General features: G+C 68.6%; 11 protein-coding genes. 10 read left to right on the top strand and 1 reads right to left on the bottom strand.

Going from position 1 to position 13,478, the window contains the following annotated elements:
- Window positions 1-37 precede the first annotated feature (37 nt).
- From Q0916_RS08540 to ppsA, 6 genes are all read left to right on the top strand, one after another.
- Window positions 38-343 (top strand): DUF7518 family protein, encoded by a 306-nt coding sequence (locus Q0916_RS08540; protein ID WP_299236603.1) that lies wholly within the window; start codon window positions 38-40, stop codon window positions 341-343.
- A 10-nt stretch (window positions 344-353) separates the two neighbouring features.
- Window positions 354-3,932, top strand: coding sequence for a chromosome segregation protein SMC (smc, locus tag Q0916_RS08535; protein ID WP_299236602.1), 3,579 nt, complete (start codon window positions 354-356; stop codon window positions 3,930-3,932).
- Window positions 3,925-4,932 (top strand): segregation and condensation protein A, encoded by a 1,008-nt coding sequence (locus Q0916_RS08530; protein WP_299236601.1) that lies wholly within the window; start codon window positions 3,925-3,927, stop codon window positions 4,930-4,932. The genes smc and Q0916_RS08530 overlap by 8 nt, the downstream gene beginning before the upstream one ends.
- Window positions 4,933-4,986: 54 nt before the next feature.
- Window positions 4,987-5,436 carry a nucleoside deaminase gene (locus Q0916_RS08525; RefSeq protein ID WP_299236600.1) on the top strand — a complete coding sequence of 150 codons (450 nt, stop codon included), beginning with the start codon at window positions 4,987-4,989 and terminating at the stop codon, window positions 5,434-5,436.
- Window positions 5,437-5,592: 156 nt separating this feature from the next.
- On the top strand, window positions 5,593-6,495 hold the full coding sequence (locus Q0916_RS08520; RefSeq protein WP_299236598.1) for a PhzF family phenazine biosynthesis protein: 903 nt from the start codon (window positions 5,593-5,595) through the stop codon (window positions 6,493-6,495).
- 87 nt (window positions 6,496-6,582) lie between these two features.
- Window positions 6,583-8,874, top strand: a complete 2,292-nt coding sequence (ppsA, locus tag Q0916_RS08515) for a phosphoenolpyruvate synthase (protein ID WP_299236597.1) — start codon at window positions 6,583-6,585, stop codon at window positions 8,872-8,874.
- A 143-nt stretch (window positions 8,875-9,017) separates the two neighbouring features.
- Here ppsA and Q0916_RS08510 read toward each other — a convergent pair whose 3' ends face one another.
- A complete protein-coding gene (locus Q0916_RS08510; protein WP_299236595.1) occupies window positions 9,018-9,449 on the bottom strand; it encodes a hypothetical protein in 432 nt (143 codons plus the stop codon).
- A gap of 140 nt (window positions 9,450-9,589) precedes the next feature.
- On the opposite strand from Q0916_RS08510, the gene metG reads away from it, so the two are divergent.
- The 4 genes from metG (at window position 9,590) to Q0916_RS08490 (ending at window position 13,466) form a co-directional block, all read left to right on the top strand.
- A complete protein-coding gene (gene metG / locus Q0916_RS08505) occupies window positions 9,590-11,737 on the top strand; it encodes a methionine--tRNA ligase (RefSeq protein ID WP_299236593.1) in 2,148 nt (715 codons plus the stop codon).
- Window positions 11,738-11,774: 37 nt separating this feature from the next.
- Complete coding sequence (locus Q0916_RS08500) at window positions 11,775-12,041, top strand: DUF7312 domain-containing protein (RefSeq protein ID WP_299236591.1); 267 nt, start codon at window positions 11,775-11,777, stop codon at window positions 12,039-12,041.
- Window positions 12,042-12,139: 98 nt separating this feature from the next.
- Window positions 12,140-12,736 carry an NfeD family protein gene (locus Q0916_RS08495; protein WP_299236588.1) on the top strand — a complete coding sequence of 199 codons (597 nt, stop codon included), beginning with the start codon at window positions 12,140-12,142 and terminating at the stop codon, window positions 12,734-12,736.
- 100 nt (window positions 12,737-12,836) lie between these two features.
- Complete coding sequence (locus Q0916_RS08490; protein ID WP_299236586.1) at window positions 12,837-13,466, top strand: DsbA family oxidoreductase; 630 nt, start codon at window positions 12,837-12,839, stop codon at window positions 13,464-13,466.
- Window positions 13,467-13,478 lie beyond the last annotated feature (12 nt).

The following is a 13,478-nucleotide window of genomic DNA, read 5'->3' as shown; positions in this document are numbered from 1 at the left end:
ACGCACATTTATACGTTCGGGGGACCCACCCGGCTGTATGTCCGGGAACCGAGTGGAGAAACTGGAGGCGAAGGTCCGCGAGCTCGAGGCGACGATCGAGGGGCTGACCGACGAACTCGTCGAGACCAAAGAGCGACTGGCGGCCATCGAGGACGAGACGGGCGTCGAACTCGACGTCTTCGAGCGTCGCCGGCCCGGCGAGGCCGGATCGAACGAAGCGGGCGCGCCGGAGGGGGCCGGGGCGGGAACCGAACCGACGGACGGAGGGGAGACGGCGACCGACGGCTCCGGGGAGGACGCGGAGTCCGAATCGGAGTCCGGCGACGACATCATCGTCGCCTGACGCCCGCGCTATGCACATCAAAGAGCTCGTCCTCGACGATTTCAAGAGCTTCGGGCGAAAGACCCGTATCCCGCTGTACAAGGATTTCACCACGGTGAGCGGGCCGAACGGGTCGGGAAAGTCGAACATCATCGACTCGGTCCTGTTCGCGCTCGGGCTCGCCCGGACCTCCGGGATCCGGGCCGAGAAGCTGACCGATCTCATCTACAACCCCGGCCACGAGGACGAGACCGACGGGTTCACCGGCGAGCGGGAGGCCTCAGTCGAGGTGATCCTCGACAACGCCGACAGGACGTTGTCGCGCCAGCAGATCGTCTCGGCGGCCGGCTCGGAGAAGGTCGGCGACACCGACGAGGTGTCGATCCGGCGGCGGGTCAAACAGACCGACGAGGACACCTACTACTCGTACTATTATCTCAACGGCCGGTCGGTCAACCTCTCGGACATCCAGGACCTGCTCGCGCAGGCGGGCGTCACCCCGGAGGGGTACAACGTCGTGATGCAGGGCGACGTGACCGAGATCATCACGATGACGGCCGGGGCCCGCCGGGAGATCATCGACGAGATCGCCGGCGTCGCGCAGTTCGACGCGAAGAAGGCCGACGCCTTCGAGGAGCTCGAAACGGTCAGAGAGCGCGTCGACGAGGCCGAACTCCGCATCGACGAAAAGCGCGACCGGCTCGACCGACTCGAGGCGGAGCGGGAGGCCGCCTTGGAGTACAGGGACCTACAGGACGAGAAGGCGGAGTACGAGGGCTACCTGAAGGCCGCCGAACTCGAGGACAAGCGGGCGGAACTCGAGGCGACCGAAGCGGAGATCGAGGCGAAACGCGAGCGGGTAGAAAAAACGCGGCGGGAGCTCGACGAGCGCCAGGGGCGGGTCACGCGCCTCGAGGAGGACCTGGCGGATCTCAACGCCGAGATCGAGCGGAAGGGCGAGGACGAACAGCTCGAGATCAAACGCGAAATCGAGGGGATCAAAGGCGAGATCTCGCGGCTCGAAGGCCGGATCGAGACCGAGACCGAGCGCATCGAGGACGCCGAGTCCAAGCGCCGCCAGGCGTTCGTCCAGGTCGACCGCAAACAGGAGACGATCGAGGACCTCGAGGCGGATATCCGCAGCCTCAAGGTCGAAAAATCCTCGCTGAAGGCTGACGTCTCCGAGCGCGAGGCTGACCTCGAGTCGCTCGAAGAGGAGATCGAGGCGGTCGACAGCGAGTACGAGACGGTCCGAACGGAACTGGAGGAGCGCCGCGAGGCCGTCCAGGAGCTCAAAGACGAGCGAAACGAGCTACAGCGCAAACAGGACCGGCTGCTCGACGAGTCGCGCCGCCGCAGCAAGGCCGAACGCGAGAAGCGCTCGGAGATCGAGGCGGCCGAAAACGAGCTCCCGCGGATCGACGCGGAGCTGTCGGATCTCCGGAACGAACTCGAGAAAGCGGAGACGAACCGCGAGACGATCACCGAGGTCGTCGAGGACCTGAAAGCCGAAAAGAGCGAACTGCAGGACGATCTCGAATCACTCGATGACGAGCTCTCGGAGCGACAACAGGAGTACGCCGAACTCGAGGCGCGGGCCGACGAGAGCGGCGACGCCTCCTACGGGCGGGCGGTGACGACGGTTCTGAACGCGGGGTTCGAGGGGGTCCACGGGACGGTCGGACAGCTCGGCGGCGTCGACTCGGGGTACGCGACGGCGTGTGAGACGGCCGCGGGCGGTCGGCTCGCGAACGTCGTCGTCGACGACGACGGCGTCGGCGATCGGTGTATCGAACACCTGAAGTCGCGCAACGCCGGGCGGGCGACGTTCCTCCCGATGACGGAGATGCACGAGCGCTCGCTGCCCTCGGCGCCGGACCGACCGGGGGTCGTCGGGTTCGCCTACGACCTCATCGAGTTCGACCGCCGGTACAGCGGGGTGTTCTCGTACGTCGTCGGCGACACGCTCGTCGTCGATGACATGGACACCGCCCGGGAGCTGATGGGCGAGTACCGCCTCGTCACGCTCGAGGGCGACCTCGTCGAGAAGTCGGGCGCGATGACCGGCGGCTCGAGTTCGGGATCGCGGTACGCCTTTAGGAAAAGCGGGAAGGGTCGGCTACAGCGGGTCGCCGAGCGCATCACGGAGCTCCAGGAGCGAAAGCGGTCGGTCCGCGAGGAGCTGCGGGACGTCGAATCGCGCCTCGAGGACGCCCGGGACCGCCAGACCGAGGCGACCGAACAGGTCCGGGACATCCGGGCCGACATCGAATCGCTCGAGGGCGACCGCGAGGACGCCGACGAGCGGATCGAACGGCTCAACTCGGAGCTCGCAGACATCGAGGACGAACGCGAGTCGGTCGCCGAGCGCATGGAGTCGATCGAGGCGGAGATCAACGAAACGGACGACGAGATCGCCGCCGTCGAGGGCGACATCGAGGAGCTGGAGGCCGAGATCGCCGACTCAGAGATCCCGGAGCTCACGGAGCGAGCCGAGGCGATCCGCGGCGAGATCGCCGACCTCGAAGAGCGGATGAGCGACATCGACGGGGAGCGCAACGAGCTCGAACTCGAAAAGCAGTACGCCGAGGAGGCCATCGAGGAGTTCCACGACGAGATCGAGACGGCCCAAAACCGGAAGGCCGAGGCCGAAACGCGCGTCGCCGAGCTCGACGAGGAGATCGACGCCGAGCGCGAGCGGCTGGCCGAAAAGGAGGCGGCCGTCGCCGAACTCGAAGACGAACTGGCGGACCTCAAGGAGGACCGCGGGGCGTTGAAGAACGAACTCGCGGACGCGAAGTCGGCGCGGGACGAACAGAAGGAGGCCGTCGCCGGCGTCGAGTCGGCCCTCAAGGAGCTCGAAGGCGAGGCGAACCGCCTCGAGTGGGAGGTCGAGGAGCTCGGATCGCAGGTCGGCGAGTACGACCCCGAGGAGATCCCGGACCACGGGACGGTCCGCAGCGAGATCTCGCGGCTCGAAGGCGAGATGTCGGCGCTCGAACCGGTCAACATGCTCGCGATCGAGGAGTACGACGAGGTCGAATCCGATCTCTCCGAGCTCGAAGGGAAGCGGGAGACGCTCGTCAAGGAGGCCGACGAGATCAAAGAGCGCATCGATCGGTACGAATCGCGCAAACGCGAGACGTTCATGGACGCCTACGATGGCATCAACGAGCAGTTCCGGGACATCTTCGCGCGGCTCTCGGACGGCAGCGGCGAACTCGTCCTCGAGGACCCAGAAGACCCCTTCGACGGCGGGCTCACGATGAAGGCCCAGCCGGGCGACAAGCCGGTCCAGCGGCTCGACGCGATGTCCGGCGGCGAGAAGTCCCTGACCGCGCTCGCCTTCATTTTCGCCATCCAGCGGTACAACCCGGCTCCGTTTTACGCGCTCGACGAGATCGACGCGTTCCTCGACGCCGCCAACGCCGAGATGGTCGGCGAGATGGTCGAGGAGCTGGCCGGCGACGCGCAGTTCGTCGTCGTCTCGCACCGCGCGGCCCTGCTCGAGCGCTCCGAGCGGGCAATCGGGGTCATGATGCAGGACGACAACGTCTCGGCGGTGACGGGGATCGATCTGTCCGCGGAGGGGGTGCCGGCCGATGACTGAGGGGGCCGACGGATCGGCCGGCGACGGCGAGGACGCGACCGAAGAGATCCCCCTGAACATCGCGGGCCACGAGAGCGACCGGGAGGCCGACGGGGACGAAAGCGAACGCGCGGAGGGGCCCGTTCCGTCGGCCGAGGGCGTGCTCTCGTCGTTCGACGTCTCCGATCTCCGGGAGGCTGACGACGAGGAACTCGAGCCGGTCGAGTTACTCGTCCAACTCGCCGAGGACGGCGAGATCGACCCGTGGGATATCGACGTGGTGACCGTCACCGACAAGTTCCTCAATCGGCTCGACGAGGCCGACCTCCGGACCGGCGGCAGGGCGCTGTTTTATGCGTCGGTGCTGTTGCGGATGAAAAGCGACGCGATGTGGAACGACCCCGACGAGGAGGCCGAACCGGGCGCGGGTCCGGGGCCGGAGCCCGAGCCGTGGGACGCCCCGGGCGGGGGCGGACGGCGACCAGCGGACCCGGCCGCGGAGGCGGACCCGTTCGCGCGACTGGAGGACGAGATCGATCGCCGGATCGACCGAAAGCGCGCCCGGGGGATGCCCGAGACGCTCGACGAACTGGTCAGGGACCTCCGGGAGAGAGAGCGCGACACCTGGTGGAAGTCCTCCAGGGAGTACGACACCTCGGAGTCGCCCTCGGGGTTCGCGCGCGGGACGCAGACGCTCGATTACCACGGGACCGACGAGTTCCGGATGGACGACGAGCCGACGGCCGAGGAGGTGACCGGCCGCACCCACGACGAGCACATGGAGGACGTCATCAACGACGTCTACCGCCGGGTGCAGCGGCAGTACGACGAGGGCCGCGAGGAGGTGCTGTTCGCGGAGATCGAAACCGCCGGCGGGACGGCGGTCAACACGTTCCTCGGGCTGTTGTTCTTGGCCCACCGCGGGCGGATCAGGCTCGAACAGGACGACCTCTTCGGGGACCTCTGGATCCGGGACCCGAGCGCGGTCGGCGCCGAGGAGCCCGCGCCGGCCGACGACTGAGCCCCGCCCCGACCGGTCGGAACGTCTATACGCCGGTCACCCGAGCGTTCGGGTATGTCCGAGTTCGAGACGTTCGATCACGAATCGCACATGGCCGAGGCCATCGAACTCGCCGGCGACGCCGCCGACCGCGGGGATCGACCGTTCGGGTCCGTCCTCGTTCGGGACGACGAGATCGTCATGCGCGAGTCGAACCGGGTCGTCACCGAGGACGACATCCGGCGACACCCGGAGTTACACCTCGCCTACCGGGCCAGGCGCGAACTCGACGCGGCGGCCCGCGCCGAGTCGGTGATGTACACGAGCACGGAGCCGTGTCCGATGTGCAGCGGCGGGATCCGGTACGCCGGGCTCGGCCGGATCGTCTACAGCGTCAGCGCCGGGGAGGTCGTCGAGTTCACCGGCCGCGAGCCCGCGACCCGGGCCGACGAGATCCTCGATTGTGCGGTCGTCGGGCCGGTCTCGAACGCGGCGGGGCGGGCCGTCCACGAGGCGTACTGGTGAATCGCCTCGGGGTCAAGCCCCGAAGCAATCGGCCAGTTCCGCCGGTAGAACCGGATAGAGCGGACCGATCACGGCGCGGGGAGATCACAGCGCGGGTGCTGGCGGGGATCGCACCGACGCCGCCCGTTTAATATCCCCTCGGACGAACGCCTCCGCATGGAGACCCGACGCGCCCTGCTCGTCGACGCGTTCAGTGCCGAACCGCTCTCGGGGAACGCGGCCGGTGTCGTTCCGGACGCCGAGGGGTTGAGCGACGAACAGATGCGGGCGATCGCCGGGGAGCTACGCGCCTCGGAGACGGCGTTTCTGTTGCCGAGCGAGGCGGCCGATCGCCGGCTCCGCTACTTCACGCCGACCGAGGAGGTCAAGCTGTGCGGGCACGCGACCGTCGCGGCACACGCCTGGCTGGCCGAGGAGGGCCGCCTGGAGGCGGGGGCGCACACCGTGGAGACGAACGCCGGCGTGTCGGAACTCGAACTCGACGGCGATACCGTCTGGCTGGCGGGCGACGTCGCCGAAACCGAGGAGGTCGATCCGGGCTACGAACGGGTCGCGTCGGCGCTCGGCGTCGACCCGGCGACGCTCGCCGATATCGGCGCCGATCTGCCGCTCGCGACCGCCTCGACCGGGCTCGGGTTTCTCGTCGTGCCGGTGAACTTCCTCAGCGCCCTCTCGGGTGCGAGCCCGGACCCGGAGGCCCTTACTGCGTTGACCGATTCGTTGGGCGTCGCCGGCGTCTACGCGTTCACCTTCGATACGCTCGGGGAGGACGCGACCGCCCACGGGCGGATGTTCGCGCCCGGGATCGGCATCGAGGAGGACCCGGTGACGGGGACCGCGTCGGGGGCGGTCGGCGCGTACCTCCGCGCGTTCGAGGCGTTCGACGGCGGGTTGCCCGCGGAGATGGTCCTCGAACAGGGGCATTTCCTCGAGCGCCCCGGGCGGGTCCGGGTCCGCGCCCGGTCGGACCCCGTGTCCGTCGGCGGGACCGCGGTGACGGCGCTCGACGGGACGATCGCGGTGCCCGACCGCGGTTCGGACGGGATCATCGAGGTCTGATCGGTCGTCGGAGCACCCCCGAGGGCGGCGGCCGTCCGCTCGCGCCGAACGAATGGTCTAAGTTAGGGGGCGCTGAAACGAAGCGCAATGACAGCACACGGGACTGAGAGTTCCGGCAAACCCGTACTCTGGCTCGACGAGATCGGATCCAGCGACATCGGGATGGTCGGCGGAAAAGGGGCATCTCTCGGCGAGATGACCGCCGCGGGGCTGCCGGTCCCGCCCGGGTTCGTCGTGACCGCACAGACGTACCGCCGGTTCATCGAGGGGACCGGCATCGACGAGGAGCTGTTCGACGCCGTCGACGTCGACTCCGACGACTCCGCCGCCCTCGCCGAGGCGGAGTCGAGAGCCGAGGAGCTCATTCTCGGGACCGAGATGCCCGAGGACGTCCGCTCGGACGTCCTCGCGGCGTACGATAGCCTCGACGACGGGACGGCGTTCGTCGCGGTCCGGTCCTCGGCGACGGCCGAGGACCTCCCGGACGCCTCCTTCGCCGGCCAACAGGAGACGTTTCTCAACATCACGCGCGAGAGCCTCATCGAGCGCATCAAGCAGTGCTGGGCGTCGCTTTTCACCCAGCGGGCGATCTACTACCGCAACGAGCAGGGCTTCGCCCACGACATCGTCGACATCGCCGTCGTCGTCCAGCGGATGGTCGCGGCCGATAAGTCCGGCGTGATGTTCACCTCCCACCCCTCGAGCGGCGAACCGAAGCTCATCGTCGAGGCCGCCTGGGGGCTCGGGGAGGCCGTCGTCTCCGGGTCCGTGTCGCCGGACAACTACGTCATCGACCGCGAGACCGGCGACGTGGTGTCGACGACGATCGCCGAAAAGAAGCTCATGATGTCGAAAGACGAGGAGACAGGCGAGACCGTCGAACTGGAGGTCCCGGAAGACAGACGGAACGCGCAGGTCCTCGACGAGGCGGAACTCGGGCGGCTCGTCGGACTCGGCGAGCGGGCCGAGACGCACTACGAGAGCCCACAGGACATCGAGTGGGCGATCGTCGGCGACGACATCTACATGCTGCAGTCGCGGCCGATCACGACGATCGACGAGGGCGCGGCCGACGGGGAGGGCTCGGACGGCGCCGGGGACGGCGACGGCGACGTGATCCTGAACGGGCTCGGGGCCTCCCCCGGGATCGCCTCCGGGCCGGTGCGGATCGTCCGCAAGCTCGATCAACTCGACAAGGTCAGCGAGGGGGACATCATCGTTACCGAGATGACGACGCCGGACATGGTGCCGGCGATGAAGCGCGCGAGCGGGATCATCACCGACGAGGGCGGGATGACGAGCCACGCGGCGATCGTCGCCCGCGAGCTCGGCGCGCCGGCCGTCATCGGTGCCGGGACCGCCACGGAAACGCTCGAGGACGGGCAGGTCGTCACCATCGACGGCGAGAAGGGACGCGTCACCGAGGGGGCCGTCGAGGCCGACGCCCAGACCGATTCCGTCGATGACGTCCGCCCGGAGAGCCCGGTCAAGCCGATGACCGCGACGGAGGTGAAGGTCAACGTCTCCATCCCGGAGGCCGCCGAGCGCGCCGCAGCGACCGGTGCCGACGGCGTCGGGCTGCTCCGGATGGAGCACATGATCCTCTCGACGAACAAGACCCCGGAGCGGTACATCGAGGACCACGGCGAGGACGCCTACGTCGACGAGATCGTCGACGGCGTCCGCGGGGTCGCGGACGCGTTTTACCCCCGGCCCGTCCGCGTTCGGACCCTCGACGCCCCGACCGACGAGTTCAGACAGATGGAGGGCGGCGAGAACGAGCCCCACGAGCACAACCCGATGTTGGGGTACCGGGGGATCCGCCGGAGCCTCGATCGGCCGGCGCTGTTCGGGCACGAACTCGAGGCGTTCAGGCGGCTCTTCGAGATGGGCTACGACAACGTCGAGGTCATGTTCCCGCTGGTCAACGACGCCGAGGACGTCCTCCGGGCGCGGGAGCTCCTCGAGTCGGCGGGGGTCGATCCAGAGACGCGCTCGTGGGGCGTCATGATCGAGACGCCCGCGGCGGCGCTCTCGGTCGAGGAACTGGCCGAGACCGGGATCGACTTCGCCTCCTTCGGGACGAACGACCTCACGCAGTACACCCTCGCGATCGACCGGAACAACGAGCACGTCGCCGATCGGTTCGACGAGCTGCACCCGGCCGTCCTCCGGCTCATCGGCAACACCATCGAGACCTGCCGGGAGCACGACATCGCGACGAGCATCTGCGGGCAGGCGGGATCGAAACCGGAGATGGTCCGGTTTCTGGTCAACGAGGGCGTCTCCTCGATCTCGGCGAACATCGACGCGGTGCGCGACGTCCAACACGAGGTCAAGCGGAAAGAACAGAAGCTCCTGTTGGATTCGGTCCGGTGACCGGCGGCGGGCGCCGAACCGTCCTCGCACCCGGATCGAGACCGCGAGACGGGCGCGCCGACCGGGTTAGGTCTCTTCGGCCAGCTCGGCGCTCTCGTCGGCCGCCAGTTTGAACACGCTCACCCGCTCGTGGAACTCGTCGCTCATGGCGCTGAGCCGCTGTGCGAGGCGGGCCGACTCGTCCCGGTCCCGACGCGTCTGGCTCGGTCTTCGATCTCGCGGGACGCATAGAAGAGCTGCTCGCGGTCGTAGGAGGTGAACGTGGTCTCCTTGAGGTGCTCGAGGACGGGCTCGTACGCCGCGTCGTCGACCCCGACGCCGTCGGGCTCGGTCGGCGCTCCCCCGACCAGTTCCCGAAGCGTCGGAACGGCGACGGTTTCGAGTACGGTCTCGGCGTCGCTGAGGGCGGCGATCTCGGGAGCGCCGGAGGCGGTCGAGGCAGCGCCGACGCGCACGTTCTGGGCCGCGAAGTACGACGCGAGGTCGTCGACGATCGGGTCGTCGGGGTCGGCGTTGAACACGACGAACTCCTTTCGCCGCCGTCGGATCGCCTCGATGCCGCGTCGCAGGCTCATCGGTCGGTTCGGCTACGGAGGGGTGCGTATAGAACGCACGCACGATTATTTCGCTCGATACCGACGCCGGCGGGGTCCTCCGGGCGATCGGACGCTCCGAGAGCGGGAGTGTTTTACCGCCCTGGCCCGGGCTGTCGTGTATGCACGAGGAGTTCCCGACGGAGTCCCCGGCGGTGGTCACCTGCGGGTTGCCGTACGCCAACGGCGACCTCCACGTCGGACACCTCCGGACGTACGTCAGCGGCGACGCCTACTCGCGGGCGCTCGAACGGCTCGGCCAGTCGGTCGCGTTCGTCTGCGGGTCGGACATGCACGGGACGCCGATCGCGGTCAACGCCGCCGAAGCGGGCGTCGACCCCGAGACGTTCGCCTCGGAGTACCACGAGCAGTACGAGGAGACGTTCCCGGAGTTCAACGTGGAGTTCGACAACTATGGGCACACCCACGACGCGACGAACACGGAGATGACCCGGTCGTTCGTCCGGGAGTGGATCGACGGCGATCACGTCGTCGAAAAGGAGATCGAGGTGGCGTGGGACGCCGAGGCCGGCCAGCCGCTCCCCGATCGGTTCGTCGAGGGGACCTGTCCGTACTGCGGCGAGCGGGCCCGCGGCGACGAGTGCGACGAGGGCTGTCAGAGACACCTCGAGCCCGGCGAGATCGAGGACCCCGTTTCGACGATCACCGGCAACCCCGCCGAATACCGGACGCGCAGGCACAAGTTCCTCAGGCTGGCGGACTTCCAGGAGTACCTCGCGGGCTTTATCGACCGCCTTGAGGGCACGGAGAACGCGAAAAACCAGCCCAGGGAGTGGATCGAGGGCGAACTCAAGGACCTGTGTATCACCCGCGACATGGACTGGGGGGTCGACTACCCCGCGGAGGACGACGGCGAGGAGGAGCTCGTGTTGTACGTCTGGGTCGACGCGCCGATCGAGTACGTCTCCTCGACGAAGCAGTACTCCGAGCGCGTCGGGGCCGAGGAGTACGACTGGGAGGCCGTCTGGCGGGACCGCGCCGAGCCGACCGCGTCGGCCCCGGAGGGCGGCGAGATCGTCCACCTCATCGGTCACGACATCATCCAGCACCACGCGGTGTTTTGGCCGGCGATGCTCCGCGGTGCGGGGTTCAACGAGCCCAGGGCGATACTCGCCTGCGGCTTCGTCAACCTCGCCGGCGAGGCGTTTTCGACCTCGCGGGACCGGGCGGTCTGGGCCGACGACTACGTCGAGTCGGGGCTACACCCGGATCTGTACCGGTACCACATCGTCACGGGCAGCGAGTTCACGGCCGACGTGAACTTCTCGTGGGACCGCCTCGGCGAGCGGGTCAACAGCGAACTCGTCGGCACGCTCGGGAACTTCCTGTACCGGTCGCTGTTGTTCGCCGAGCGCAACTACGGGGGAACGCCGGAGGCCGCGGTGAGCGACGAGGTCGAAGGCGAGATCGAGGCGGCGATGGCGGACTTTCGGACGGCGGTCAACGACTACCGGGTCCGGGGGCTCGGGCGGGCGCCGGTCGAACTAGCGTCGTTCGGCAACGAGTACATCCAGCGGCACGAGCCCTGGAAGCTCACGGACGACGACCCAAAGCGGGCGGCGCGGGTCATCCGCGACTGCGTGCAGCTCTCGAAGGCGATCGCCGTGCTCATGGAGCCGGTGTTACCGGAGAAGGCCGAAACGCTGTGGTCACAGCTAGGCGAGGACGGAAGCGTCCACGAGGCCACGCTCGAGGCGGCGCTTTCGGCGCCGCCCGAGGCGTTCGGCGAGCCGAGCGAGCTGTTCGACCGCCTGGAGGACGACGAGATCGAGGCGCTCAACCGACAGCTCGAGGCCCGCATCGAGGCGGCCGAGGGCGACGCCGAAGCGCCGGCGGAGGGCTCCGACGGGAGCGAGAACGGAGGAAAGGACGGACGCGGAGCCGCGGACGAGGACGCGGACGACGGGTCGGCGCTCGAACCGATCGCCGACGAGCGGGTGAGCTTCGAGACGTTCGAGGAGCTCGACGTGCGGATCGGGGAGATCCGCTCGGCGGAGCCGATCGAGGGCGCCGACGACCTCGCGAAACTGGAGGTGGATGTCGGCGTCGAGCGCCGCCAGATCGTCGCCGGGATCAAACGGCTCCACGACCTCGACTCGCTGCCCGGGACCCGAATCGTCGTCGTCGCGAACCTCGAGAAGACGGAGCTGTTCGGCGTCGAGTCCGACGGCATGCTGCTCGCGGCCGGCGAGGAGGCGGACCTGTTGACGACACACGGGGGCGCCGAACCGGGAACGAGGGTCCGGTGACCGCCAACGGTTTGAGCGCGTCCCGGCTACTGCCCGCATGACCGACAGAGCCGACGGGTCCCCGAAGGACGGCCGCGACGGGACCGACGGAGAGCCGCAGGCGGGCGGAGCCGACGCCCGGGAGTGGCAGTTCACGCTCGAGGACATCGAGGAGCGCGAGGCGCAGGCGGCGGCCGACGCCGAGAGCGAGCAATCGAACGCGGAGCCGATCGAACCCGGCGATCCGTCGCTCGAAAACACCGTGTTCGTCCTGTTGGGCGTCGCGTTCACGCTTTTTGTCGTCTCCCGGCTCCTCGTCGGATAACCCGAGGCCGGGGGCGGGGCCGGGACGATCGGCCCCCGGCGGACGGTCTCGACGCTCGCCGGGCGAAGCGTTAACCACCGCGACGTCCTACAAGAGGTATGGCCGAACTGTTCGGGTTATCGGTGCCGTTCTTTCTCGTTCTCGTCGGGGCGGCGCTCGTGATCATGGAGGCGTTCGCCCCCGGCGCGCACTTCATCGTCGTCGGCGTTGCGCTGCTCGCGGCGGGGATCGTCGGCCTGTTTTTGGGCGGGCTCATCCCGGGGGCGGCGCTGCCGTTGGTGCTTGCGGCGATCGTCCTCGTCGCCGGCGGGGCGGCGCTGTACGGCTATCGGCAGTTCGATTTCTACGGCGGCAAGGGGAGCGGTCAGACGAGCGACTCGGCGTCGCTGCGCGGCAAGACCGGACGCGTCACGCAGCGCATCACCGGCGACGACGGCGAAATAAAACTCGAGGGCGGGGGGTTCAACCCGTACTATCAGGCCCGGACGATGGACGGCGACATCGAGGAGGGCGAGGAAGTGATGGTCGTCGATCCGGGCGGCGGGAGCGTCCTGACCGTGGAGGCGGTGTCGTCGTTTGAGGACGACATCGACCGCGAACTCGCCGCCGATCGGAGCCGCGAGGACGCCGAAACCGGAGGGACGCCGGAACCGGAACCCGAACCCGAACGCGAGGGCGACGGCGAGGTCGCCTGATCGCGCCGGCGGGAGGCGTCGCACACGAACCGTCGTCGGGACTGGGTCGGGTCCGAGCGAGTGAAACACGGTTTTGTACCGCGGCGACGTAGGGGCGCCCATGAGCGAACATGAGTCGTCGATCACGGTGTACTCGGACTACGTCTGCCCGTTCTGTTATCTCGGGCGGGAGTCGCTGGCGCGCTACCAGACGGAGCGAAGCGAGTCGCTCCGGATCGACTGGCGGCCCTTCGACCTCCGGTCCCAGAAGCGCACGGCCGACGGGAAAATCGATCACTCCGTCGAGGACGGAAAGGACGAGGCGTACTTCGAGCAGGCCAGACAGAACGTCGAGCGCTTGGCGGAGAAATACGACGTCGAGATGGCCCAATCGATCGCCGCGGACGTCGATTCGCTCCCGGCGCAGATCGTTTCGGTCCACGTTCGCGAGACCCACGACTACGAGACGTGGCTGGCGTTCGACGAGGCGGTGTTCGAGGCGCTCTGGGCCGAGGGGCGCGACATCGGCGACGAGGAGGTCCTCGTCGACGTCGCGTCCGCGGTCGGCGTCGACGCCGCGGCGGTCCGGACGGCGCTCGGCGACGAGGCGTTGCGCGAGCGGATGCGCGAGCGCTTCGAGAGCGCCCACGAGGAGGGCGTTACGGGCGTGCCGACGTTCACCCACGGCGAGCACGCGGCCCGCGGCGCAGTGCCGCCCGAGCAGCTGAAACGGCTGGTCGAGGGGTACTGACGCGGGCGGCGA

The organism is Natronomonas sp. (genome assembly GCF_028274965.1).
Classification (GTDB): Archaea; Halobacteriota; Halobacteria; order Halobacteriales; family Haloarculaceae; genus Natronomonas.
This window is presented reverse-complemented; position numbering and strand designations above follow the sequence as displayed.

Excerpts from the sequence above, each read along its gene's own strand:
- Q0916_RS08520 (WP_299236598.1), top strand. The coding sequence starts at position 5,593 with ATGGAGACCCGACGCGCCCTGCTCGTCGACGCGTTCAGTGCCGAACCG.
- Q0916_RS08510 (WP_299236595.1), bottom strand. The coding sequence starts at position 9,449 with ATGAGCCTGCGACGCGGCATCGAGGCGATCCGACGGCGGCGAAAGGAG.
- ppsA (WP_299236597.1), top strand. The coding sequence starts at position 6,583 with ATGACAGCACACGGGACTGAGAGTTCCGGCAAACCCGTACTCTGGCTC.
- smc (WP_299236602.1), top strand. The coding sequence starts at position 354 with ATGCACATCAAAGAGCTCGTCCTCGACGATTTCAAGAGCTTCGGGCGA.
- Q0916_RS08490 (WP_299236586.1), top strand. The coding sequence starts at position 12,837 with ATGAGCGAACATGAGTCGTCGATCACGGTGTACTCGGACTACGTCTGC.
- Q0916_RS08540 (WP_299236603.1), top strand. The coding sequence starts at position 38 with ATGTCCGGGAACCGAGTGGAGAAACTGGAGGCGAAGGTCCGCGAGCTC.
- Q0916_RS08495 (WP_299236588.1), top strand. The coding sequence starts at position 12,140 with ATGGCCGAACTGTTCGGGTTATCGGTGCCGTTCTTTCTCGTTCTCGTC.
- Q0916_RS08525 (WP_299236600.1), top strand. The coding sequence starts at position 4,987 with ATGTCCGAGTTCGAGACGTTCGATCACGAATCGCACATGGCCGAGGCC.
- metG (WP_299236593.1), top strand. The coding sequence starts at position 9,590 with ATGCACGAGGAGTTCCCGACGGAGTCCCCGGCGGTGGTCACCTGCGGG.
- Q0916_RS08500 (WP_299236591.1), top strand. The coding sequence starts at position 11,775 with ATGACCGACAGAGCCGACGGGTCCCCGAAGGACGGCCGCGACGGGACC.
- Q0916_RS08530 (WP_299236601.1), top strand. The coding sequence starts at position 3,925 with ATGACTGAGGGGGCCGACGGATCGGCCGGCGACGGCGAGGACGCGACC.